General features: G+C 71.6%; 24 protein-coding genes and 1 pseudogene. 12 read left to right on the top strand and 13 right to left on the bottom strand.

Annotated elements, in window-relative coordinates; genetic code table 11:
* Positions 1-65 precede the first annotated feature (65 nt).
* The gene (locus tag ACZ4VA_RS20640) at positions 66-1,673 is read right to left on the bottom strand and encodes a sodium/solute symporter (RefSeq protein WP_389391547.1); all 1,608 of its coding nucleotides are present in this window, start codon (positions 1,671-1,673) and stop codon (positions 66-68) included.
* Between the two features lie 397 nt (positions 1,674-2,070).
* Here ACZ4VA_RS20640 and ACZ4VA_RS20645 point away from each other — a divergent pair, with 397 nt between their 5' ends.
* Entirely contained in the window at positions 2,071-2,400 is a 330-nt protein-coding gene (locus tag ACZ4VA_RS20645; RefSeq protein WP_356241268.1) for an antibiotic biosynthesis monooxygenase family protein, read from the top strand.
* 219 nt (positions 2,401-2,619) lie between these two features.
* Positions 2,620-3,093: a carboxymuconolactone decarboxylase family protein gene (locus ACZ4VA_RS20650; protein WP_468082323.1), complete on the top strand. Its 474-nt coding sequence runs from the start codon at positions 2,620-2,622 to the stop codon at positions 3,091-3,093.
* A 250-nt stretch (positions 3,094-3,343) separates the two neighbouring features.
* Here ACZ4VA_RS20650 and ACZ4VA_RS20655 read toward each other — a convergent pair whose 3' ends face one another.
* Both ACZ4VA_RS20655 and ACZ4VA_RS20660 read right to left on the bottom strand, forming a co-directional pair.
* Positions 3,344-3,694: a hypothetical protein gene (locus ACZ4VA_RS20655; RefSeq protein ID WP_356169838.1), complete on the bottom strand. Its 351-nt coding sequence runs from the start codon at positions 3,692-3,694 to the stop codon at positions 3,344-3,346.
* 175 nt (positions 3,695-3,869) lie between these two features.
* Positions 3,870-4,430, bottom strand: coding sequence for an AMIN-like domain-containing (lipo)protein (locus ACZ4VA_RS20660; RefSeq protein WP_355794548.1), 561 nt, complete (start codon positions 4,428-4,430; stop codon positions 3,870-3,872).
* A 281-nt stretch (positions 4,431-4,711) separates the two neighbouring features.
* Between ACZ4VA_RS20660 and ACZ4VA_RS20665 the strand changes: the two genes are divergently transcribed.
* Positions 4,712-5,137, top strand: coding sequence for a DUF6003 family protein (locus tag ACZ4VA_RS20665; RefSeq protein ID WP_355793749.1), 426 nt, complete (start codon positions 4,712-4,714; stop codon positions 5,135-5,137).
* 88 nt (positions 5,138-5,225) lie between these two features.
* Positions 5,226-5,819, top strand: a complete 594-nt coding sequence (locus tag ACZ4VA_RS20670; RefSeq protein ID WP_468082324.1) for a DinB family protein — start codon at positions 5,226-5,228, stop codon at positions 5,817-5,819.
* A 154-nt stretch (positions 5,820-5,973) separates the two neighbouring features.
* Here ACZ4VA_RS20670 and ACZ4VA_RS20675 read toward each other — a convergent pair whose 3' ends face one another.
* Entirely contained in the window at positions 5,974-6,357 is a 384-nt protein-coding gene (locus tag ACZ4VA_RS20675; RefSeq protein WP_468082325.1) for a hypothetical protein, read from the bottom strand.
* 433 nt (positions 6,358-6,790) lie between these two features.
* Here ACZ4VA_RS20675 and ACZ4VA_RS20680 point away from each other — a divergent pair, with 433 nt between their 5' ends.
* Positions 6,791-7,912: a lipid II:glycine glycyltransferase FemX gene (locus tag ACZ4VA_RS20680; protein ID WP_356169833.1), complete on the top strand. Its 1,122-nt coding sequence runs from the start codon at positions 6,791-6,793 to the stop codon at positions 7,910-7,912.
* Positions 7,913-7,928: 16 nt separating this feature from the next.
* On the opposite strand, the pseudogene ACZ4VA_RS20685 reads toward ACZ4VA_RS20680, so the two are convergent.
* Positions 7,929-8,183 (bottom strand): annotated as a pseudogene (locus ACZ4VA_RS20685) (SAM-dependent methyltransferase); the annotation flags it as partial.
* 371 nt (positions 8,184-8,554) lie between these two features.
* On the opposite strand from ACZ4VA_RS20685, the gene ACZ4VA_RS20690 reads away from it, so the two are divergent.
* The 4 genes from ACZ4VA_RS20690 (at position 8,555) to ACZ4VA_RS20705 (ending at position 12,495) form a co-directional block, all read left to right on the top strand.
* Positions 8,555-8,887, top strand: a complete 333-nt coding sequence (locus ACZ4VA_RS20690; RefSeq protein ID WP_468082326.1) for a putative quinol monooxygenase — start codon at positions 8,555-8,557, stop codon at positions 8,885-8,887.
* A gap of 252 nt (positions 8,888-9,139) precedes the next feature.
* Positions 9,140-10,609 (top strand): glycosyltransferase, encoded by a 1,470-nt coding sequence (locus ACZ4VA_RS20695; RefSeq protein WP_468082327.1) that lies wholly within the window; start codon positions 9,140-9,142, stop codon positions 10,607-10,609.
* Between the two features lie 102 nt (positions 10,610-10,711).
* A complete protein-coding gene (locus ACZ4VA_RS20700) occupies positions 10,712-11,737 on the top strand; it encodes a permease (RefSeq protein ID WP_355791797.1) in 1,026 nt (341 codons plus the stop codon).
* A complete protein-coding gene (locus ACZ4VA_RS20705) occupies positions 11,734-12,495 on the top strand; it encodes a TIGR03943 family putative permease subunit (RefSeq protein WP_468082328.1) in 762 nt (253 codons plus the stop codon). Before ACZ4VA_RS20700 ends, ACZ4VA_RS20705 begins: the two co-directional genes overlap by 4 nt.
* 32 nt (positions 12,496-12,527) lie before the next feature.
* Here the strand turns inward: ACZ4VA_RS20705 and rpmF are convergent, their stop codons facing one another.
* From rpmF to ACZ4VA_RS20720, 3 genes are all read right to left on the bottom strand, one after another.
* Positions 12,528-12,698, bottom strand: a complete 171-nt coding sequence (rpmF, locus tag ACZ4VA_RS20710; RefSeq protein ID WP_468082329.1) for a 50S ribosomal protein L32 — start codon at positions 12,696-12,698, stop codon at positions 12,528-12,530.
* An 89-nt stretch (positions 12,699-12,787) separates the two neighbouring features.
* Positions 12,788-14,152: a vWA domain-containing protein gene (locus tag ACZ4VA_RS20715; RefSeq protein ID WP_468082330.1), complete on the bottom strand. Its 1,365-nt coding sequence runs from the start codon at positions 14,150-14,152 to the stop codon at positions 12,788-12,790.
* A complete protein-coding gene (locus ACZ4VA_RS20720; RefSeq protein ID WP_468082360.1) occupies positions 14,149-15,006 on the bottom strand; it encodes an AAA family ATPase in 858 nt (285 codons plus the stop codon). The genes ACZ4VA_RS20715 and ACZ4VA_RS20720 overlap by 4 nt, the downstream gene beginning before the upstream one ends.
* A gap of 243 nt (positions 15,007-15,249) precedes the next feature.
* Between ACZ4VA_RS20720 and ACZ4VA_RS20725 the strand changes: the two genes are divergently transcribed.
* Positions 15,250-15,423 (top strand): hypothetical protein, encoded by a 174-nt coding sequence (locus tag ACZ4VA_RS20725; RefSeq protein ID WP_355789438.1) that lies wholly within the window; start codon positions 15,250-15,252, stop codon positions 15,421-15,423.
* Between the two features lie 899 nt (positions 15,424-16,322).
* On the opposite strand, the gene ACZ4VA_RS20730 is transcribed toward ACZ4VA_RS20725, so the two are convergent.
* Positions 16,323-17,315 carry an AraC family transcriptional regulator gene (locus tag ACZ4VA_RS20730; RefSeq protein WP_468082331.1) on the bottom strand — a complete coding sequence of 331 codons (993 nt, stop codon included), beginning with the start codon at positions 17,313-17,315 and terminating at the stop codon, positions 16,323-16,325.
* A 293-nt stretch (positions 17,316-17,608) separates the two neighbouring features.
* Here ACZ4VA_RS20730 and ACZ4VA_RS20735 point away from each other — a divergent pair, with 293 nt between their 5' ends.
* Positions 17,609-18,277 (top strand): hypothetical protein, encoded by a 669-nt coding sequence (locus ACZ4VA_RS20735; RefSeq protein WP_355791602.1) that lies wholly within the window; start codon positions 17,609-17,611, stop codon positions 18,275-18,277.
* Between the two features lie 85 nt (positions 18,278-18,362).
* Here the strand turns inward: ACZ4VA_RS20735 and ACZ4VA_RS20740 are convergent, their stop codons facing one another.
* Together ACZ4VA_RS20740 and ACZ4VA_RS20745 are read right to left on the bottom strand one after the other, a co-directional pair.
* Entirely contained in the window at positions 18,363-18,818 is a 456-nt protein-coding gene (locus tag ACZ4VA_RS20740) for an HIT family protein (protein WP_355791605.1), read from the bottom strand.
* Positions 18,819-18,873: 55 nt separating this feature from the next.
* Positions 18,874-19,293, bottom strand: a complete 420-nt coding sequence (locus ACZ4VA_RS20745; RefSeq protein WP_388904982.1) for a MarR family winged helix-turn-helix transcriptional regulator — start codon at positions 19,291-19,293, stop codon at positions 18,874-18,876.
* 204 nt (positions 19,294-19,497) lie between these two features.
* On the opposite strand from ACZ4VA_RS20745, the gene ACZ4VA_RS20750 reads away from it, so the two are divergent.
* Positions 19,498-20,955: an MFS transporter gene (locus ACZ4VA_RS20750; protein WP_468082332.1), complete on the top strand. Its 1,458-nt coding sequence runs from the start codon at positions 19,498-19,500 to the stop codon at positions 20,953-20,955.
* 94 nt (positions 20,956-21,049) lie between these two features.
* Here ACZ4VA_RS20750 and ACZ4VA_RS20755 read toward each other — a convergent pair whose 3' ends face one another.
* Both ACZ4VA_RS20755 and ACZ4VA_RS20760 read right to left on the bottom strand, forming a co-directional pair.
* Positions 21,050-21,709, bottom strand: coding sequence for a YceI family protein (locus ACZ4VA_RS20755; protein WP_468082333.1), 660 nt, complete (start codon positions 21,707-21,709; stop codon positions 21,050-21,052).
* Positions 21,710-22,280: 571 nt separating this feature from the next.
* Entirely contained in the window at positions 22,281-23,138 is an 858-nt protein-coding gene (locus ACZ4VA_RS20760) for a haloalkane dehalogenase (RefSeq protein WP_355789197.1), read from the bottom strand.
* Positions 23,139-23,270 lie beyond the last annotated feature (132 nt).

Below are 23,270 nucleotides of genomic sequence, written 5' to 3' on the forward strand. Positions count from 1 at the left end.
TCCTGACCTGGCAGGAACCGCCCCGTTCGGATACCGGGGGGATGGGAGAGGTGACGGTCACGCTCTCATCTCCGGAAGGCCCCCGTCGTCCTCAGCGACATGGTCCGCGCGTCCCGCGCCGCCGGGTGGGCCCGGTCTCGCGTGCGGTTGCGGTCGCGGCCGATGAGACCGAGCAGGAAGCCCGCGGGGATGGTCACCAACCCCGGGGTCTGGAGCGGGAACCAGTGGAAGTCACGCTCGGGGAAGAGCGCGATGGGCGTGCCCGAGACGGCGGGTGAGCCCGCCATCAGCAGCAAGACCAGCGGCAGCGTCCCGTACACGGTCCACCGCGCCCCGGTGGCGGTGTGGCCGGGCAGGAAGAGCGCGTACAGCAGGACGGGAGCGAGCACCGAGGCCGCGACGGTGAACGACAGTGAGATCAGGGTCAGCCTGCCGCGGTCCTCGAGGAGCACCGCCAGGACGACGGCGACGAGGCCGACCAGGACGATGCCCACGCGGGCCCTGCGGATCTCGCCGCCGGGCGAGCGGGGCGCCGCCCGGTCCGCGGGCCGGCCGCCGAAGTCCCGGGCGAGACTGGTCGCGGCGGCCAGCGTGATGCCGGCGACGGCCGCGAGGGTGGTGACGAACACGGCACAGGCGACGATCGCGAACAGCATGCTGTGCCGGACTCCCCCGGCGGCGGGGTCGAGTACGCCGGTCACCATCAGCAGGGCGGTCGCCCCGCCCGGATCCGCGGCACGGATGGGATCGCGGCCGATCATGGCGCACGCGCCCAGCCCGGCGATCACGACGCCCGCGCAGACCACGGCGACGGGTCCCACCGCCCAGCCGACCGCCCGACGGGCGGTCCGCGCGTCGCGCAGGGGGTGCAGCCGCATCGTGAGGTGCGGCAGACAGGCCGCGCCGATCAGGAGGGTGGCCTCGAAGCTGATCAGATCCAGGCGCCCGCCGAAGGAGTGACCGAAGTGCAGCCCGGGGAACGCGTAGTCGGAGCCCGCCCCCGACCGCTCGCGCGCGGCGTCGAAGAGGGCGGGCGGCGACCAACCGAACCGGGCGAGAACCAGTCCGGCGAGCAGCAGGACGGCGGTCAGGGTCACACCGACCTTGAGGATCTGCACGTAGCCGATGCCGCGCATACCGCCGAAGGCGGCGTAACAGACCATCAGGGCGCCACCGGCCACGGTGCACCCGGTGAGCGCGCCCTCCGGGAGGCCGAACATGGCCGCCATGATGTGCCCCGCGGTCGACAGCTGCACAAGCAGCAGCGGAGTCAGTACGACGAGGGTCGCGACGCCGAGAGCACGGCGTACGGAGAGGTCCTTGAGCCGGTCGGAGAGGAAGTCGCCCATCGTGAACACGCCCCGGCGGCGCAGGGGTTCGCCCAGGATCCGCATGACGAGGAAGAGCGAGACGACCGTGGCGCAGGCGAAGAGCACGCCGTCGGTCCCGTCCAGGGCGACGGAGCCGGTGGTACTGAGCAGGGTGGCCGCCGAGATGTAGTCACCGGCGATCGCGAGCCCGCTGCCGACCGGTCCGAAGGCGGCACTGCCGCCCGCGTAGAAGTGCTCGGGGTCGTCGAGGTCGGCCGCGGCCAGCCCGCACAGCAGCAGCGACACCGCGACGAAGGCGAGGAAGACCATGGCGGCGAGCGACTGTCCGTCGCCGGTACTCACGGGCGGCGCTCCGGTGCCGTCGTCGCGTGCGGGTCTGTCGGCGCGCCCGGGCCCGACGTTGCAGGGGAAGCAGGAAGCATGCCGGTCATGGCACCAGCGCCCGGGTGCCTCGTACAGGGGTTGTGGCGGGTGAGAGGCCTGTGCACAGTGCGGGCCGGGTCGCGTTGTGCCGGGGCACAGGGGCGCCGCGGGCCGACCGGGACGAGGGCTGCGGTGGGCGGCCCCGGCTGCGGTCCGGCCGTGGCTTCGGCGGTGTCGCCACCTGGAGGAGCCTCCGCGGCGGGGGCTTTACGGGGCCGTCGGACACGCAGCCCGGCCTGGTCCGGTGACGCGTTCCTCGGTCGCACACGCCCGAGGCGCTGCTCGCGCGCCCCACGACGTGCGGCAGGATGGAGCCATGAGCGTAGTCAAGATCAACGTACTGTCCGTCCCCGCCGAGCAGCGCGAGACCCTGGAGAAGCGCTTCGCCTCCCGGGCCCACGCCGTGGAGAACTCGGACGGGTTCGAGTGGTTCGAACTTCTCCGCCCCGTCGAGGGCACCGACAGCTACCTCGTGTACACCCGGTGGCGGGACGAGGAGTCCTTCCAGGCCTGGATGGAGGGCCCCATGAAGGCCGCTCACCAGGGTGGCGACGCGGGCGGCGCCGAGCGCCCGAAGCCCGCGGCCAGTGGCTCCACCCTGTGGTCGTTCGACGTCGTACAGCAGGCGGCTCCGAAGGGCGCCTAGGCACCTCTTTCCCGGCCGCGTGAGCGGCGGGGCGGCGGGAGGCGCGGGCGGCGCCCGGGGTGTCGGAACCCGGGCGCCGCCCGCGTTCCGTCGCGTGCCGGCCGCCCGTCGGGGAGGGGCCGCGGTCGTGGTGACCCAGCTCACATCCATCCCGTGTCACGTCCTGTCGAGTCCGATCCGTCAATGCGGTGTAACCCGACAACGGCACTGGAGTTCAAAGTGGACGCTCGCCTGAACCTCTTCGGCAACTCGGTCGCGCCCAAGGTCCTGCGGCACATCAAATCGGCAGGCAAGGTCATCTCGGACTCGACGCTCCCCGCCGAGACGCAGGAGCTGGTGAAGATCCGTGCCAGCCAGATCAACGGCTGCGGCTTCTGCACGGACATGCACACCAAGGACGCCATCCACGCGGGCGAGACCCAGCTGCGCCTCAACCTGATCGCCGCCTGGCGGGAGGCAACGGTGTTCACCGACGCCGAGCGCGCCGCCCTGGAGCTGACGGAGCAGGGCACCCGGATCGCCGACGCGGCCGGTGGCGTGAGCGACGAGGCCTGGGCGGCCGCCGCCAAGCACTACGACGAGGACCAGCTCGCCGCCCTGATCTCCCTGATCGCTCTGATCAACGCCTACAACCGCGTCAACGTCATCGTGCGGCAGCCGGCCGGCGACTACCAGCCGGGCATGTTCGGATGACGACCGCCGGCGCGCCGTCACCGATCGTGCGGTGACGGCGACGCCGCCGGTGTCCGACCGAGGCGCCGCAGCCGAACACCGTTGCAAGGAAGGTCATTTGAGCCCGCAGCTCACCGAACGCCCCCGCCGCGCTGCTCCTCGCGGGGCTGACGACAGCCTCACGGGCCGGTCACCCTCCACGTCGGCGACGACGACATCATGGGTGGCCGGCCGTGCTCGGCGACTTGCGTGCGGCCGAGCGGCCCGACGTCTACCGGAACTCGTGGACCACTTCGATCTCACCGACGATGTGGTCGTTGAACGCGTCGAGTTCCTCGGCCGGCACCCACAGTTCGAGGATCGTGCGTCCACCCGCCTGCTGTACGGGATACCGGGCGAGGAACCGGGTGTCGACCTCGAAGCGCGTGACGAACCCGGCGCCGTCGTGCTTCACGTTCCAGTCCCTCGCGATGCGGACCGCGTACTCCTCGTTGAGGACCGGATAGAAGATCGGCTGCTCGGGCAGTCGCGGCGGCCAGGCACGCCAGTTCAGCTCACGGACCAGGTCCAGCTCCGCGGGGCCCGTCGGCCGCCAGAGCGTCGTCGTCCGCCCGCCGGTCATGCGCGTCCCTTTCCACACGTCGAAGACCGCCGGAACCGCCGGTCAGGCAAGGGACGTTACCCGTGACGGCATTCGCATGGCGACAGTGTTTCCCGCCCACCGGCCACGCCCGCACGGCACCGTGGGAGCACGGCGGATCCGTGACGGGCGTGGTCGCGGTGCTGAGCGGACCGGGTCACCAGGTGTGGGCGACGTCCACCACGATCCGATCGGCCAATTGCGTCACGCGGAACGGCAGCCGGGCCCGCACGCCGAGGCCGATCTGCGTGTCGCCCTCGAAACTGCCGGCGAAACGCGTGTCCCTGAACGTCTTGTAGCCGGTGACGTCGACGCCGGGGAGCGGCTGTGCCACCTTCCCGGGATACGTCGGCGAGCCGGTCTCCGGGTCGTAGCTCGGCGCGCCCGCGCGTACCTCGATCACGGCGCCACCGGCGACGGGGATGTACTGGCCCGAGCCGTCCTGGTAGAGGCGGTCCACGTACTGGACGTGGTAGCCGAGGCCCGAGGTGCCGCCGCCGGGGATGTCGAGGACCATCCGGTCGTAGCAGTCGTGCCGTCCCGTCCTGACGCCCACCAGCGATGCCGAGGTCGTCGCCGTGGCGCTCTTCGGGCCGCTTCCCCAGGCCGTCGCACACGCCGTCGCCTGCGTCGAGGCCGCCGCGGCCGGAACGGCCGTCGCCCCCAGTCCCCCGGCCGCCAGCACGAGCGCCAGCACTGCCACTCCGCTCCTGCGCATGACATCCCCCTGTCTGTTCGGTGCCGCCCCGCCCCGTGCGGGCAGCTACCGGTTGAGACAGTCCGACGGCGCGGAAGGTTGTGCCCGCGCCGCGCCCGGCCCGGCCACCTCCCGCTTTTCCCCGGCCGAGGTGTCCCGGACGGGAACAGCGGTCCGGACGGGGACATCGGAATCGCTTCTGCGTGCGCACGCGTGAACACCGCCCGTCCGGTCGCCATGCCACGGCCGCGACGGGGTAGAAAGCCGCCATCAGCACAACCACCCCCCGTGAGGAACCGACAATGACTGACGACGCCTATCTCGTCCTGCTGGACGGCACCGCCGCGAACCTGGGGGTCCCCCCGTCGGCCGTGGGAGAACTGGCGTGCATGGACACCCCCGCCGTCCAGGCGTGGCTCGGCGCCCAGGGCATCACGACGGCGTCCCCGCGGCTGCGCCTCCTGCCCCCGGAGGAGACTTCGGCGGTGCCCGAGGAAGCGGAGCGTCTGCCCGTGCCCCTCAGCGACGATGAGCTGAGCCGTGTGCGGAACGGCTCGGCGCCGCAGGACATCGCCCGGCTGGAGAAGGAACTGCTGGCCTATCGCTCCTGCGCCGACGGTCGCGACGCACTGCTCACGCGTGCTCTCGCGGCGGGCGTCCCGGCCCACCGCATCGCGGAACTCACCGGCGAGGACCTCACGGCGGTGAAGGCGGCCGGCAGCCGCTAGCAGGAGGACGGGCCAGCCCCGGGCCCTCACGGTCGCGGGCCACCGCGAAATGAGTGGACGGAGATCACGTCGTGGGCAGACTTGCCGCATGACCGCATCGGATCCCAAGGACGACCTCCACTTCTACCTGCAGTCGGCCCGCGACGCCTTGCTGTGGAAGCTGGAAGGGCTGTCGGAGTACGACGTACGGCGCCCCCTGACGCCGACCGGCACGAACCTCCTCGGTCTGGTCAAACACGCGACGAGCGTCGAACTGGGCTATCTGGGCGACACCTTCGGACGGCCGTCCGGTGAGCCGCTCCCCTGGCTCGACGACGGCGCCGAGCCCAACGCCGACATGTGGGTCCCCGCCGACGAGTCGCGGAAACAGATCGTGGAGCTCTACCGACGGGCCTGGGCCCACGCGGACGCGACGATCGACGCCCTGCCACTGGAAACGGTCGGCCGGGTCCCGTGGTGGCCGACCGGCAGGGACGAGGTGACGCTGCACCATGCCGTGGTGCGGGTGATCTCCGATACGCACCGCCACGCCGGGCACGCCGACATCCTCCGGGAGCTCATGGACGGCGCCGTGGGCATGAACGAGGGCAACACCAGCATGCCGACGGACGATTCGGCGTGGTGGGCGGACTACCGGGACCGGCTGGAGCGCGCGGCCAGGGACGCGGACTCCGCGGGGTGATCCCTTGACCGCGGGTGACTGCGCGGCGGGCGCACCGCTCCCGGCGGGACTCAGTGTCCCGTTCGGCGAGACCCGTCGAGTGCTTCGGGCTCGGCGGGCCTCCGGCCGAGCAGATGTTCCCTGCCCCAGGCGCCGAGCGGGACCAACGCCGTGTTCAGGGAGACGCCGAGGTCCCCGTCGGCGAGTTCGAGGAGGTCTCCGGTCGTGAGCGCTCGGCCGGGGACCAGGAGAGCTCCCACGGTCTGTCCTCGACCTGGCCCCGCCACAGGAGCACTCGCCGCTTCCTCTCAAAGCGGGCGGCGACGCAGCCGCGGAACAGACAGTCCAGCGCCATCGACATCGGGGTCAGTGACAGCCACGGATTCCAGGCCAGTCCCATGGCCAGCGCCGGAACCACCGGGACGGCGACCAGACTCCCCCGCACGGGCACGTGGCGCGTCGTGTGGTCCGCCGGCAGGACTTCGGGATTTTCCAGCGGCAACGCATGCTCGAAATCGCGATTCTCCGTCAGCCGTACGAGCGTGAACAGCAGCGGCAACGTTGACATCGTGATGAGGGTGACCGCACCGGCCGAGTCACTCGGGACGGACGGCGCTCCGCGAACGGCGAGGCACACCGGAACCGCCACTGCGCAGGCGGCGACCGCCGCGGCGAACCCCGCCAGCCGCGCCCCAGCGGGTTCTCGACGGCCGGGTCCGACGGTTCGGTGTGGCCGCTGCCGGGGACCTCTTCGACGCCGCCGACTTTCCGCGCGCGCTCGACCCCGAGCACCTCACCTTCACCGGACCCGACGAGCGACCAGGCTGAGCAACCGTCAAAGACTCCGCCGGGTACGTGATGCGGCCGACCGAGTGAGAGGCGGTGCGCCGGTCGGTGCCTGTGGCCGACCCGTTCGCGGCGTCGCTCGTGTGAAGCGCGGGAACCGGCCCCCTGGCTCGTACGCTGACGCTTCGAGCAAAGGAGCACGGCGCATGAGTCATCACCTGAAGGCGATCGACCGCGAGGAACACCTGGCCTTCGTCACGGCTCGGCCCTCGGTGAGCCACATGCAGGTCCCGTCCTGGGGGGACGTGAAGCCGGACTGGCGGGCGGAGAGCCTCGGCTGGTTCTCCGAGGACGGCACCCTCGTCGGCGCGGGCCTCGTACTGCTGCGGCCGCTGCCGAAGCTGAAGCGGTACTTCGCGTATCTCCCCGAGGGGCCGGTCATCGACTGGGCCTCGGGCGACCTCGGGGCGTGGCTGGAGCCCATGCTCGCGCACCTCAGAAGGCGCGGCGCCTTCTCGGTGCGGATGGGCCCGCCCGTGGTGACCCGGCGCTGGAGCGCCGACGCGCTCAAGGCCGCGATCGCCGACCCGGGCGCCAGGCGTCTGGGTGACGTGGAAGCCACCGTGCACGAGCCGGGGGCCCGCGACGTCGCCGATCAGCTTCACCGGTTGGGCTGGCGGCGGACGGCGGCGGGCGAGGAGGACGGGTTCGCCGTCGGCCAGCCGCGTCACGTGTTCCAGGTCCCCTTCTCCGGACGGTCCCTGGAGGAGGTCCAGCAAGGCTTCAACCAGCAGTGGCGCCGCAACATCAAGAAGGCCGAGAACGCCGGTGTGAAGGTCGTCCAGGGCACGTACGAGGATCTGCCGGTCTTCTACGCCCTGTACACCGAGACCGCCGAGCGGGACCGCTTCATCCCGCGCCCGCTGCCGTACTTCCAGCGGATGTGGACCGCGCTGCGGGCCGAGCACCCGGACCGGATGCGTCTCTACCTCGCCCACCACGACGGCGAAGTCCTGGCGGCCGCAACCATGCTGACGGTCGGTCAGCACGTCTGGTACTCGTACGGTGCCTCGACCGGTCGCAAGCGCGAAGTCCAGCCGAACAACGCCATCCAGTGGCGCATGATGTCCGACGCCCACGAACTCGGCGCGGCCGTCTACGACTTCCGCGGCATCACGGACACCCTGGACGAGGGAAACCACCTGCTGGGACTGCTCCGGTTCAAGGCCGGTTCCGGCGGCGAGGCCGTCGAGTACCTCGGCGAGTGGGACCATCCGCTCAACAAGGTCCTGCACAAGGCCTTCCACCTCTACATGTCCCGGCGCTGAGACCGGGGCACCTCCAGGAGTCGATGCCGGTGACGCCCGCTCCGCGGTCCCGCAGCGACGCGGACAGGGGGCCCGAGCCGCGCCCGGCGTCCAGGACGCGGCGGCCGGACACGTCTCCGGCGAGGTCCAGCATCGCGGGCCGCTCGTAGTACGCGTTCACTAGACTGTTCTCGGTCTCCGCCGCGTACGCCTCGGCCATGCCGGCGTAGTCGTTCACGGGCGGGTCCACGGGCCGGGCGGGACTCCCGCTCACCTCGGTTGCGCGCTCCATCGCCGCAGCCTGGTAGGTGCATGATCCACCGAACAGCCCTATGTCCCGAGGTCCGGGCTGCCGCGCCCGCCCGCCGAACTGCACGGGTGCACACTCCCGCGTCCGGACACGATGAAGGCCGCGCCGCCGGTGATGGGGGGACAGGACCGATGCGGCGCGGCCGTACTCACCGGGTGCCCGGGTCCTCGGGCCCTACACCTGTGCGGCGAACAAAAAGTTTGGCTCCCGCTTCCTCTCGCGGCCCTCGTTCGCGCGAAGTCCGCCAGGCGTCGGCGGCACCGCCGCGAGAGGTCCTCCCGTCCGGCGTACGCTCCCAAAGCGTCCGTTCCGGCGGCGCGCCCACGATCCGGCACGACAGCCAGGGAGTCCTCATGATCTTCATCACCGCCCGGTTCAGCGTCCGGCCCGAGTACGCGGACCAGTGGCCGCAGATCGCCGGTGAATTCACCGCGGCCACCCGCGCGGAACCCGGCTGCCTGTTCTTCGACTGGTCCAGGAGCGTCGAGGAGCCCACCGAGTACGTCCTGGTCGAGGGGTTCCGTGACGACGAGGCCGGAGCCGCGCACGTGCAGTCCGCCCACTTCAAGGCAGCCCAGCAGGTGCTGCCGCGCCATCTGGCGGCGACCCCCCGCATCCTCAACATGACGATTCCCCAGGACGACTGGTCCCTGCTCGGCGAGATGGCCGTCGACGGGGAGTCCTGACGGGCCACTGCGGGCGGCGCGGCCACGTCCGCCGGCCGCCTCGGAACCCTTCCAGGACGGCACCCTCCGTACCGCTCACCTCACCCCATGCAACATAAGGGGCGAAACTCGTGAAACGGTGGAAAGTATAGTTTTGAAAGGGTTTCACGGATCACACCGGAGAGACGAGCCGGTGAGGGCCGTCAGGAGGCGGTCACGATCCGGATCGGTTCCGCACGAGCGGCAACCCTGGCCCCGAGCGGACGGACTGCCATGGCACAGCTTCTCTTCTCCCCGCACACGACCGCAGAGGAAGCGCTCCTGCCGGAGGTGGACCTCACCCCCGCCGATCCCTGGCTGCTCGGGGACACGATCGGCTCCGAGCGTGCGGCGGGCCTGGACGCCGCGATCAGGGGCCTGCGGGCGGCACTCGGGGCCCGCCGGGTCGTCGACGTGAACTCGACACCGGCCGGGGGCGGGGTCGCCGAGATGCTCTACCGGATCCTGCGCTACACCCGCGGCGCCGGCGTCGACGCGCGGTGGTTCACGATCGAGGCCGACCCGGCGTTCTTCGCCCTCACCAAGCGGCTCCACCACCTCCTGCACGGCCAGGACGCCGCCGGTCCCTCCCTCGACGCGCACACCGCCGCCCACTACGCGGCGGTCGGGGAGGCCAACGCGCGGGCACTGCTGCGGTCCGTGCGGCCGGGAGACCTGGTGACGCTGCACGACCCGCAGACGGCGGGCCTGGCGCCCGCGCTGCACCGGGCGGGAGTGCGGGTGGTGTGGCGCTCGCACATCGGCACCGACGCCCACGACGAGTCCACCGACCGGGCGTGGGCGTTCCTGCGGCCCTTTCTGGAGACGGTCGACGCGTTCGTCTTCTCGCGCACCCAGTACGTCCCCACCTGGCTCACGGAGCGGCACGTCGCCGTGATCCAGCCGTCGATCGACCCCCTGTCGGCGAAGAACCGGCCGCTGGACGACGACGCCGCCGCCGCGATCGTGCGCCGGATGGGCCTGCGTGCCGGTCGCCGCCCCCGCGAGCGGGCGCTGTACCGGCGCGGGGACGGGAGCGTCGGTGTCGTGCACCGCGAGCCTGTCAGCCTGCACAGCCTCGCGCCTCCCCCGGCCGAGGCCCCGCTGATCCTGCAGATCTCGCGGTGGGACCCGCTCAAGGACATGGCCGGGGTGATGTCCTCCTTCGCCGCGGACACCACCTCGCTCGACGGGGCGCACCTCGCCCTCGTGGGCCCCGACGTCACCGGTGTCACCGACGATCCCGAGGGCAGCCGGGTGTTCGCCGGGTGCGTCGAGCTGTGGCACCGTCTGCCGCCGCGCAGCCGCGCCCGTATCCACCTCGCCTGCCTGCCCATGGCCGACGCGGAGGAGAACGCGGTGATGGTCAGCGCCCTCCAGCGTCAGGCCACCGTCATCGCGCAGAAGAGCCTGGCTGAGGGATTCGGTCTGACGGTGACCGAGGCCATGTGGAAGAGCCGGCCGGTCGTGGCGAGTGCCGTCGGCGGCATCCGCGACCAGATTCAGCACGGTGTGCACGGCCTTCTCCTGGAGGACCCGCACGACCGGGCGGCCTTTGCCGCGGAGGCCGGTGGGCTGCTCCGGGACGACGGCCTGGCCGCCTCGCTCGGCGCCGGGGCCCGGAGCCGAGCGCTCGAACAGTTCCTGGACGACCGCCAGCTGTGCCAGCAGTCCGCCCTCTACCAGGTTCTCGCCGCCGCCTGAGACCGCGCGCTCGGGTGTGCCGGTGGCCACCCAGAGGGACCGTGACGGCCGGTTTCCGGCACCGGCTATGTTCGCTCTGGACATCGGACAGGCGGAGCGGACATGCAGACGACAGACGTACCGGCCGGCGGGGTCGAGCCGGCCGTCGCGGTGGCGGACGAGGCCCCGCCGCGCCGCTTGCCCCGGTTCTGGCTGCTCGAACTCCTCGGAGCGATCCTGCTGCCGCCCGCGCTGGCCTACGTCGCCGTGCGGTGGAACGAGCCGGCCGTACAGGCCTGGCGGACCGTGTGCATCGCGATCACGATGCAGGCGCTGCCGTTCCTGCTCCTCGGCACGGCACTGTCCGGCGCCATCAACGCCTTCGTGCCCGCGCGCGTGTTCGGCCGGCTGCTGCCCCGGCGGCCCGCTCTCGCCGTACCCGTCGCCGGGGTCGCCGGAGTCGTCCTGCCGGGCTGCGAGTGCGCGTCCGTGCCCGTCGCGAACAGTCTGATCGGCCGGGGTGTCACCCCGGCCGCCGCCTTCGCGTTCCTGCTGTCGGCGCCGGCCGTCAATCCCGTGGTGCTGACCGCGACCGCCGTCGCCTTCCCCGGCAGTCCGGGCATGGTGCTGGCGCGGCTGCTGGCCTCGCTCGCCACCGCCGCGGCGATGGGGTGGCTGTGGCTCTGGTTGGGCCGCGAGGAGTGGCTCAAGCCCACGGTCCGTCATACCGGGCACGTGCCGGGAGGCAGCCGCTGGAGGGAGTTCCGGCGCGGTTTCCAGCACGACTTCCTGCACGCGGGCGGGTTCCTGGTCCTGGGCGCGATGGCCGCCGCCACCTTCAACGTGGCGGTTCCACGCTCCGTCCTCGACACGTTCTCCGGCTCGCCGTGGCTCTCGGTGCTGTTCCTGGCCGCGCTCGCCATCGTGCTCGCGGTGTGCTCCGAAGCGGACGCGTTCCTGGCGGCGTCCCTCACCGGCTTCTCGCCGCTCGCCCGGCTGACGTTCATGGTCGTGGGGCCGATGGTCGACCTGAAGCTGATCGCTCTTCAGGCAGGCACCTTCGGACGTGCCTTCGCGATCCGCTTCTCCGCCGCGACCGCGGTCGTCGCGGTCGTGTGCAGCGCTCTGATCGGAGGAGTACTGCTGTGAAACGACCGCTCCAGGTCCTGCTGCTCGTCCTGAGCGGGCTCGGTCTGCTGCACGCCTCGCTCTTCACCGACCTGTGTCTGCGGTACGTGAAGCCGGGGATGCGTCCGATCCTGATCGCCTCGGGCGTGCTGCTGCTCCTGCTCGGAGTGGCGGAGGCGTGGTCGCGGCGCGGTCCCGCGGCAGACGACGGGCACGGCCCAGAGGGCGACCGGGACGGGGGCGGGGGCCATGGTCACGACCACTCCTCTGTGCCGCGTGTGGCCTGGCTGCTGTTCTTCCCCGCGCTGAGTCTGCTGTTCCTCGCCCCGCCCGCGCTCGGCGCGTACACGGCCTCGCGTCAGCCGCCCAAGGCCGTCGCCGAGCAACGGGAGTTCGACCCGCTGCCCGCGACGTCACCGGTCCCGATGACCCTCACCGACTTCACCAGCCGCGTACGGCAGGACCGCGAGCGGGCCGTCGAGGGCCGCACCGTCCGGCTGACGGGCTTCGTCACGCCGGGCGGGCGGGGCGACGGCTGGAACCTGACCCGGATCATCATCTCGTGCTGCGCCGCGGACGCGCAGTCCGTGCAGGTGCGGGTCCACGGGGCCGCGCCGCTGCCCGCCAACACCTGGGTGACCGTCACGGGCACCTGGCACCCCGCCGGGACCCTGGGCACCGAGTCCGCCGCGATCGCCCTCGACGCCCGGACGGTGAAGAAGGTGGCCAAACCGATGAACGCGTACAAGGACGCCTTGCCGCTCACCCTCTCCCGCTGACCGCCCCGGCGCGGCCGTCCCCGTCGGGCCGGTCAGCCGTCGGGGCGCAGCAGGCCGCGCTCGTACGCCTTCGCGAGGCGCTGCGGCACCAGGTGCGGGACTCCGTCCACGACGACCGGGGTCAGCCGGGGCACAGTCGCCTTCCACTGGGCGCGGCGGTGGCGGGTGTTGCTGCGGGACATCTTCCGTTTGGGTACGGCCATGGTGATCTCCTCGTGTACGACGGGGAGCCCACGCTATATGAAAATGACTGCCATTATCAACGTGGTCCTGCGGTGCCCCGCGGCGTCGGTCACACCGGCAGCAGGCGGCCGACCAGGGCACTGAGCTGCTGCGCGTTGCGGCACTCGTACATGTCGACGAGTTCCGCGTAGGCCGGCGCGGCGGAGTCGCCGGTGCCCCACTGCGAGCGCTGCTCCGGGTTCAACCAGTAGACGCGGCGGGCCCGTTCGGACAGCAGGCGCACCGCCGGGAGATTCGGGTCGCCCATGTTGGTACGGGCGTCCCCGAGTACGAAGACGGTCGTGCGGGGACCCACCGCGCCCTCGTACCGCTCGGTGAACTCACCGAACGCGGCACCGTAGTCGCTGCTGCCGTGCCAGCTGGTGAGCGTCGCCTCCGCACGGATGCGGCCGCCGAGCCCTGCCGGGTCCGCGGCGCCGTGCACGAGCAGGCCGGTCACCTCGTCGATCCGGTTGACGAAGGCGAACACCCGCAGCTTGCTGAACTGGTCGTGCAGCGCCTGCGTCAGCAGCATCGTGAAGTCCGAGAAGCCCGCCACGGAACCCGACACGTCGCACAGCAGCACGAGTTCGGGGCGGGCGGGGCGGCGGCGCCGCAGCACGGGCCGCATCGGCACTCCACCGGTCGACAGGGACCCGCGCAGGGTCCGCCGCAGGTCGATGGTGCCGCGCGAGGCGCGCCTGCGCCGTGCGGCGAGGCGAGTGGCCAGCTTGCGCGCCAGGGGCTGCACCACCCGCCGCAGCTCGGCGAGTTGGTCCCGTCCGGCGAAGAGGAAGTCGACCCGGTCGGCGGTGGTGACCACCGCGCGCCGTGCGATGAGGTCCCTGCCGCGCCGCTCCGCCACGCGGCGCCGCGCCTCGGTGACGACCTGGGCTCGGAAGGCCTGGATACGCCGACGGATCTCGTCCTCCAGCAGCCGGTCGGCGAACCCCGCTCCCCCGCCCTGCGCCCTGACGCCGTCACGCACGCGTGCCAGCAGCGTCTGCGGGCGCAGCCGGTCCAGCGTCTGGTACGACGACCAGCCGTCGGAGCCGGGCGAGGAACCGTACCCGCCGAAACCGTCCACCGCCTCGACGGCCAGCCGGGCCAGAGCCGCCAGGTCGTCCGCCGTGAGCGCGGCGACCAGCCGGTCCCTCAAGTCCTCCCGGTCGGCGGGGGTTTCGGTGTCCGCCGTCACGCCGACGCGGCGCGGGAAGTACACGTCGAAGACCGGATCGAAGACCTGGCGCTGCCCCGTGCTGTGGAGCAGGGTGGCGGCCAGCCCTTCGCGCAGCAGTTCCCGGTCGTCGAGACCGAGTGCCTCCAACGCCCGGGCGGCGTCCACGGTTTTGCCGGTGCCGATGCGGACGCCGTGCGAGCGCAGCGCGGCGACGAGTCCTGTCAGCCGGTCCGCGACACCGGACGGGGCGTTCACACGGCGTCCAGGTCGAGTTTGGCGGACGCCTTGAGGACATCGTCCTGGTGCTTGAGAAGGACGCCGAGGCTGTCGCGCACGACGGCCTCCTCCAGGGTGTCGGCGCCCAGGGCGAGCAGCGTGCGCGCCCAGTCGATGGTCTCGGCGACGGACGGGACCTTGCGCAGGTCCATCTCGCGGAGGGCGCCGACGACCCGCACCACGGATTCCGCGAGCGCCTCGTCGAGGTCCGGCACCTTCAGCCGTACGATCCGGCGCTCCAACTCCTCGTCGGGGAAACCGATGTGGAGGAAGAGGCAGCGGCGGCGCAGCGCCTCGGACAGTTCACGGCTCGCGTTCGAGGTGAGCACCACGAAGGGGCGGCTCGTCGCGGTGATCGTGCCGAGCTCGGGGACGGTGACCTGGAAGTCGCTGAGCACTTCGAGGAGCAGCCCCTCGACCTCGACGTCCGCCTTGTCGGTCTCGTCGATCAGCAGGACCTTCGGCTCGTCGCCGCGGATGGCGGTGAGCAGCGGCCGGGGCAGCAGGAACTCCTCGCTGAAGATGTCCGTACGCGCCTCGTCCCAGCTCTCGTCACGGCCCGCGCTGATGCGCAGCAGCTGTTTGGCGTGGTTCCACTCGTACAGGGCGCGTGACTCGTCGACGCCTTCGTAGCATTGGAGACGCACCAGCCGTGCTCCCGCCACCTGGGCGACGGCCTTGGCGAGTTCCGTCTTGCCGACGCCCGCCGGGCCCTCGACCAGGAGGGGCTTGCCGAGGCGGTCGGCCAGGAAGACCGTCGTGGCGACCGCCGGGGAGGCGAGGTACCCGGTATCGGCCAGGCGTGCGGAGACGTCGTCGACAGATGTGAACAGCAACGGGGCCTCCAGCGCGGCGCGGGCTAGTCGGTGTCGAAGCGAGTCACTATCTAAGCGCTTGTTCAGTGCCGCTGTCACGTGTGACGGCCCCCACGGGAGCGACCGGGGCTTCCGTGTCCGGCCGGCGGGACCGACGCCGCTCGCCCACCGGTGGAGGAGGGAAATCGCACCGCAGACGGCGGCTGTTTCCTTCCGGGGGCGGCGGGCAGTCGGTCAGTGAGTGCCTACGAAAGGACCGACATGAGCGCCGGAGAGAAGGCCAAGGCCAAGACCGAGCAGGTCGTCGGTAAGGCCGTGAGGAAGGCGGCCCACGCGATGGGCAACGAGACCACCGCCGCCAAGGGCGCCGCGCTGGAGGCCCGGGGCAAGGCCCGGGACACCAAGGAGAAGGCGAAGGGCGGCTTCAAGCGCTGATCACCTCGTCGCACGGACGCATCCGTGGGCTGAGCCGGCGCGAGGCTCGGCCGTGGACCGCGTCGGACGGACGGCGCGCACCGGAAACCTCCGGCTGCGCGCCGTCGTCGTCTCCGCGCCCAGCCGCCCGTATGCCGGCCACCTGAGCTCCGATGTCAGGCGCTGCCCGCACACTCGACGGCAGCCGCGCCGGACCCGCGTCACGAGGACACGGTGCACCGATCAGGTGGCCGACAGGAGCGAAGACCCGCGCCGTCTCCAGGGAGACGGCGCGTCTGTGTGCCGGTGGGTCCGCTTCTCAGCGGGCCGGGCTTCTGCCCCACCCCAGGTCTTGATCCATGGGCTTCCCTCGATCCGGTCCTGCGCCGACGCCTTTCGCGTCCTACGGCGCTCAGGAGCACCACGCTCGCAGACCGGGCCCGTGCTCGCCGTCGCTTCGAGGGCCGTCGAATCGATGGCCACGGGGTACTACGTCGACCGCTGCCGAGGAGGCCGCCGTCGCGTCGTGGACTCCGGCTCGGCCGGGCGCTTCACTCGTCCGGCGCAGTATGTGAAAGCGGCGCCGGGGCAGACGCCCCGCTGCCGGGGTGTTTCCTTCCTGCTGCGCCCCGCGGTGGGATGTGCCGCAGTCGATCCCCGAGTCGACTGCGGCACGGACTACCTGAAGTCCATCTCTGTTGGCCACGGCGGTACTTGGCATTGCCGGCGAGGGCCGCGTGACGGCGCGTCCGGTTTGCGTGATCTCGATGGTCCGGAGGCCGCGTGCCGGAGCCGGGCCGGGACCCCCGTGCCCGGCCCGCCCCAGGACGCTCCCGCGCCGCCCCCGCGGTGATCACCAGGATGCCCGGGCAGGGGCCGGCTGTCGTTGGCCGACAGTCCACATCTCCTTGGCACTGCGTCTACTGCTCGGCGTCGGGTCCGCCGCCCTGCCCGGAGGACGCGTGGCGCACCTCGCTCGGCGGGACGCCGTAGGCCGTGCGGAAGGCCCGCGTGAACTCGGCGGCGCGCGGGAAGCCCCAGCGGGCGGCGATGACGTGGATGGGCTCCGTCCGCAGTGCCGGGTCCGTGAGGTCGCGCCGGGCGTTTCGCAACCGCTGCTCGCGGACGTAGCCGGCGACGGTGATGCCCTCGGCCTGGAAGAGGCGGTGCAGATAGCTGCGGGAGATGTGGTGCGCGGCGGCGATCGTGGCGGGTGTCAGTTCCGGGTCCGCCAGATGGCGGCGTACGAACGCCTTGACGCGCAGGGTAAGGGCGCGGCCGTGGGCCTCGGGCGGAAGCCGGACGTCGGACTCCAGCACGTGTGCGGCGACCGCCGTGACGAGATCGGCCGCGACCGTGCCCAGGCGGGGCGCGTCCGCCGGCTGGTAGGAGTCGGTGTCCGAGGCCAACTGGACGAGGAACTGGGCCAGTAGCGCGCCGAAGCCCTCACGGCCCGATATCCGGCGTCCGATGACCTTGTCGGTCTGGTGCGCGGGCAGCGCGATGAGCGATCGCGGGATCTCGACTCCGATGGTGGTGACCGGGTCGGGGCCGGTGAAGATCTCGTACGACCAGGAGGAGCAGTTGACGTGGAAGTCGTCGACGCCGTAGGCGACTTCGCGTCCCGCCCAGGTCGCCGCTCCCTCGCCGCGCTGGAGCAGGGAGAGGTGGAGGACTTCGGGGTCGGACCGGCGGATCAGTTTGGGTGTCCGGCGGAAGACCAGCGGATCGAACGTCGACGGCCACAGGGTCACGTCCCCCAGCTGGATCAGCCGCAGCCGGGCGCGGTAGTCCGCACTGCGGTCGCTGGCCAGCTCCATGGGTGCGTGGGTGCGTCCCAGCCGCTCCGTCCAGGCGTCGAACCGGTCCCCCACCGGGAGGTCGGCGGTCCGGAAGAGCGACTCGTGCAACACGGCCGTAGTCAACCACACGCTCCAGGGCGGGCGGTGGGCACCTGACGCGGGAGCCCGGGTTGCCGGATCCCACGGGTGGGTGCCGCACGACCGGGCCCTCACGCTAGGGTCAGCGGGCGAAAACAGGCCATGGCCGGACGCGAGGGTGACGCTCGGGTCACGCCGTTGTCCGTTGAACGACCGGTGAGGCGGGAACAACTCGCGCGGACGTGCAACTGACGGCGGCCGAAAGTCGTCCTCTGCGACGAGCCGTCGAGGCACACGAAGAACCGGGACAACAGGGGGGACGCATCATGAATATGACGTCGAGGACGAGCCGGCGCAGACCGGGCGCTGTCCGGGCGGCCGTACTGGGAGCCTGCCTGGCGGGGGCGTTGGTCCTCACCGGGTGCAACGGCGACGGCGGCGCGACGGGTTCGGGCGGCGGCACGAGTCCGACGAAGGCGGACGGCAGCGGCGGCAAGGGGAAGGGCACCGGCGCGGCGAGCAAGAAGCCGGGCGCCAAGGCGTCCTCGGGCTCGGGCAGCGCCGCGAAGTCCCCCGGAGCCGCCCCGGCAGCGTCCAAGTCCCCCGCGCCCACGGCGTCGAGTGCCGGTGGCGCCGACGACGACGGCTGCGACCACAAGATGCCGATCTCCCCCGACGAGATCGCGGTCTACCGCTACACCCCGGAAGGCGGATTCCTCAGCCTGATCGTCAAGCACGGCAACTGGGGCTGCGGATCGCCGGACTCCGACGGTGCGCCCTTCGAGACGGTGGGCAAGGAGACCTTCATCCCGATGGACCAGGCCGCGGACGTCACCGTGACCAACCCCATCGTGGAGAGCACCGAGAACCAGCCCATCGGCGTGCAGGAGTTCCTCGACTGGCTGGAGGCGCACCCGAACTCGGGCCTCGTCTTCAAGTACCACCTGGGTGCCGACGGCGCCATCGACCGCCTCGACGAGGTCTTCACCCCGTAGTCACGCCCCTGCGGCAGGGCGCCCGTACGACGCGGCCTCGTCGTCGCGCGGGCGCCCTGCCGCGACATCGCGGCGCCCGCCCCGATCACCTGTCGTGGAGGCGGGCCCGCAGGGACCGGGCCAGGTCATCGGCCAGGTCGTCGGGCACCTGCTCCTGTTCGGGGCGCCGCAGGAGGGCGAAGACACCCGGTCCGCGGTGCTCGGGCGGCAGCTCCGCCCCGCGCGGCACGATGTGGAAGTGCACGTGCGCGAAGCCCTCGGCCTCCGCGAACTGCACGACGTAGGTCTTCACGCAGCCGGTCACGTCACGGAGGGCACGCGACAGCCGGACCTGCCACGTCCCGAGGGCGGCGGCCTCGGCGTCGGTGAGCTGGTGGACAGCCGTGACGTGGCGCCGGGGCAGCAGTACCAGCCACCCGGGCAGCGCGGTGCCGAAGCAGTGGGCCACCCGCCAGTACGCGTCCCCCGCGATGCGCTCCCGCGGGGGCAGTTCCTCGAACCGGGCTTCCTTGCCGCACGCGTAGCACTCGCCGGTCGTCATGCACCGAGAGCGTAGAAGCTCATGCGGCCGGCAGCCGCGTCTTTCGGCCGTCCGGTCACGGGCGCGGCCAGGGGCGTCCGCCCAGCCGCTCGATGTCCGTGTTGAAGCGCCGCAGATAGGCGGCGAACGCGGCCACGTCCTCGTCGGCCCAGTCGGCCATGACCTGGTCGAGCGCGTGGACGATGCCCTCGCGTTCCTCGTCCAGCAGGCGCGCGCCCTCGTCGGTGAGGCGGAACTTGCGGGCCATGCCCCCCTCGGGGTCGGGGATGCGCTCGACGAGACCTTCCCGCATCGCGGCGGCCGTCTGCCGGTTGAGCGTGGAGGCGTCGAGCCCGAAGGCGTCGCTGAGTTCACCGATCGACATCGGTCCCTGCACCCGGATGCGGCTGAGCAGGATGTAGGCACTGCGCTCCAGCAGCGAGCCCTTGCGGCGTCCGCTTCTGTGATGCATGAGTCCGTGGCGGCTCAGCAGCATCTGCTCGTACTCGACTTCGTGCGTGGGCTTGACCACGTGCCTGTGCCTCCTGCGTCCGCCGGGCCGGTGACACGCCACCTCTCGCCGTGCGCGGCCCGGAGCCCATCCTCTCACGGGTGTGTGCGCCGTACATGTGACGTGCTGGATGCACACGACATGTACGATGCACATCCTTGTCCGACAGAGCACCTCAGGAGTCCCGATATGGGCGCCCCCCAGCCGCCGGCCCGAGCAGGAGGCGTGGTCGCCACGCTCGCGTTCGCCGGGATCGTGGCAGCGATCACCCAGACCCTCGTCACCCCGCTCATCGCGGAACTGCCGAAGATCCTGGACACCTCGGCATCGAACTCGGCCTGGGTGATCACCGTCACCCTGCTCGTGGCCGCCGTATGCGTGCCGGTCTCCGGCCGCCTGGGAGATCTGGTCGGCAAGCGCCGGATGCTCCTGGCGTGTTCCATACCGCTCATCGCCGGCTCGGTGGTGTGCGCGCTCGCCTCCTCCGTCGTCCCGATGATCGTCGGCCGGGGTCTGCAGGGCATGGGCATGGGCATGGTGCCCCTGGGCATCGCCCTGCTGCGTGACGTGGTGCCCGCCGAGAAGCTCAGCTCCTCGATCGCCCTGGTCAGCGCCTCGATGGGAATCGGCGGCGGTCTCGGTCTGCCGATCGCCGCGGCGGTGGCGCAGTACGCGAGCTGGCGGGTCCTCTTCTGGGCCTGCGCCGCCCTGGCCATGGTCATCGCCGTGCTGATCTGGTTCCTGATCCCCGACGTGCCCGCGGGCGCCAAGGGGCAGCGCTTCGACGCCCCCGGCGCCGCAGGTCTCGCGGTCGGCCTCGTCTGCCTGCTGCTCGCCGTGTCCAAGGGCGCCGACTGGGGCTGGGGTTCGGCGACCACGCTCGGCCTGTTCGTCGCCGCCGTCGTCGTGCTGGCCGCCTGGGGCGTGTGGGAGCTGCGCACCCGGGACCCGCTGGTCGACCTGCGCACCACCGCTCGGCCCCGGGTGCTGTTCACCAACGTCGCCTCGGTCTTCGTCGGCTTCGGGATGTACGCGAGCATGCTGGTGATTCCGCAGCTGCTGCAGTTCCCCGAGGCCACCGGCTACGGTCTGGGCCAGTCGATGCTCGCGGCGGGCCTGTGGATGGCGCCCGGCGGAGTCATGATGATGTTCGTCTCGCCGCTGGGCGGCAAGCTCACGGACGCCCGGGGTCCCAAGTTCACGCTGATCTGCGGAGTTCTGGTGATCGCGGCCGGGTACGGCCTGTCGCTGGCCCTGATGGGCTCCGCCTGGGGCCTGATGGTGGTGTGCATGGTCATCAACAGCGGCGTCGGCCTCGCCTACGGGTCGATGCCGGCCCTGATCATGAGCTCGGTCCCGCTCTCGGAGACCGCCGCCGCGAACGGCTTCAACACCCTCATGCGCTCACTGGGCACGTCCATCGGCGCGGCCGTGATCGGCGTCGTCCTCGCCCAGTCGACGACCACCATGGGCGGCTACAGCTTCACGTCGGAGAACGGGTTCCGTACCGGTCTGCTGATCGGCGGCGGCGTCGCGCTGGTCGCCGCGGTGATCGCCGCCCTCATCCCGGCCGTCCGCACTTCCGCGGACACCGGGAGCAAGACCGGCTCCTCGGCCGCTCCGCACCAGGCCACCGTCGAGGCCTGACGGCGGCCGGAAGAGGGACTCCGCCGGCCGGTGACGGCCGGCGGAGTCCCGCACGCGGCTGCCCGCTGACGGTGCGCCGCCGATCGGTGGCCGATCAGCCGACGGGGGCCGTGCGGATCGCGGCGATGTCGAACTGCAGGCGCACCTTCTCACTCACCATGGCGCCGCCCTCCGCGAGCCTCGTGTCGTACGTCAGCCCCCAGTCGGAGCGGTTGATGGTGGTGGTGCCGTCGAAGCCGACCCGCTCGTAGCCGAACGGGTCGACGACATTGCCGATGTAGGTGAGTTCGAGCACCACGGGCCGCGTCACGTTCTTGATGGTGAGGTCCCCGGTCATGCGGTAGACGTCGGGGCCCGCCAACTCCACGGACGTACTGGTGAATCCCATACGCGGATAGCTCCTCGCGTCCAGGAAGTCGCGGCCGACCAGGTGCGCGTCGCGCTGCTCCACCCCGGTCTCGACGGACGCGGTGAACAGCACGATCTCGGCGCTGGAGCGCGAGGGGTCGCGGCCGTCGAAGTACAGACGGCTCTGGTACTCGGCGAAGGAGCCCCGCACCGTGGTCACCATGGCGTGGCGGACCGAGAAGCCGATCCTGCTGTGCGCGGGGTCGATGACCCACTCCCCCGTCAGAGCGGCCAGGCGGGGGTCCGGACGGACGGCCGAGGCCACGTCCGGCGAGCCGAACGCGGGCTCGGACACGGTGGGTGAGGTCGTGCGGCGCGACGATGCGCCGCGGGTGAACAGATTCATAAGTCACCTAGTTACTTCACCCGCGGTAATTGCGCAAGCATTCGCCGACGGGTGGAGATTTTCCGGCGCCGCATCCAGCGGCACGCACACCCTTTCCCGGACCGGGATATTCACGCTTTCCACACATCGGTCGTGACATCGGAATCGAGATCGGGGGAACGGCCCGAATCGGCCCGGGCCATGGGGTCAGCACGGGCGCACCTACGTGGCGAGACTTTCGGCCATCCCTCTTTCCCGCAACGGCCTGATTCCGCAGCGACATCCGCCACCTGGCTGAAACGAACAGTCGGGTTTCGTCGCGCGGGAGACTTCACACCGCCTTCGACCACCGAAATGCGCGCCCTTTCCGTTTTCAGCGGGATCAGCCTCTCCCTGTAAAAGAAATGTGCGATCGGGGCATCCAGTGGCCACCCGCACTTTCCGACCCAAGCCGTACCGGATACGACGGGTCGTCACCGTGTGTCACGGAGCAGCGCGTGGGGAGCGAAGGCATTGACGGTCCTGGGGCTCCCGGCGGTCCTGCACTCGGACCGCACCCCGTCCGGTCGTCCGCCCGCGGTTGGGGTCGGACTCAGCGGAGTCCGTGGCGGTCCGCCCACGCGGCGATCGACGCGGCGATCTCCTCAGGTCGGTCCTCCGGGGCGTGGTGCCCGGCCCTGCCGCAGTGGACCGTCTCCAGTGAGGCCATGTGGCGGGCGCACCAGTCGGCCGTCTCCGCGCCGACCAGCAGGGTGGGCGTGCCCTCGAAGGTCATGAGCAGCTTGGGCACGTGCGTGCTGGCCGCGAGCCACGGCTGGTACCCCTCAAGACGGGCCACCAGTTCCGGCGGTTCACCTCCGAGCGGGAGCTGGCGGGCCCAGGCGAGGAGGGGCCGGCGGCTCCCCGGCGTCGGGAACGGCTCCAGGTACGCCTTGAGGTCCTCGTCGCTCACCGGGGTGAGCACGGCTCCGGAGTACGCGGCGCGCACCAGCAGGTCCTGTTCGAGCACCATGTCCTCGCCGGTGCCGGGAGTGCGGATCGACTCGATGCGCTTCCGCGCCTGGGGTGACACGTCGTCCCAGGACAGGGGCTTGATGACGCTCTCCAGGAAGGCGACACCCCGCACTCGCTCCGGGTGACGGGCCGCCCAGTCGAAGGCGAGTGCGCCGCCCCAGTCGTGGCCCACCAGCACGACGCCGTCCAGGCCCAGGGCGTCGAACCAGGCGTCGAGGTAGCGGGCATGGTCGGCGAACAGGTAGGGGATGTCGGGCTTGCCGGAGCGGCCCATGCCGATGAGGTCGGGGGCGAGCAGCCGTCCGGTCCCGAGGCGGGGAAAGACGTTCCGCCAGGTGTGCGAGGAGGCGGGGTTGCCGTGGAGGAGGACCACGGGCGTCCCGCTGCCCAGGTCCTCGTAGTACATGGTCGAGTCGAGTACGTCGATCGTCGGCATGCCGGTGCCCTCTCGTGTGTGCGGTTGGTGCTTCGCGATCTGTCGGTAGTGCGCGTGCGGCGGGTCGGCGCCGCTGTGGGTGCGGGCGCCAGGACGTGCGGGTCGGCGTGCCGCGCCGGCCGGTCGGCAGGA

The sequence above is a fragment of the Streptomyces sp. NPDC028308 genome (assembly GCF_055565855.1).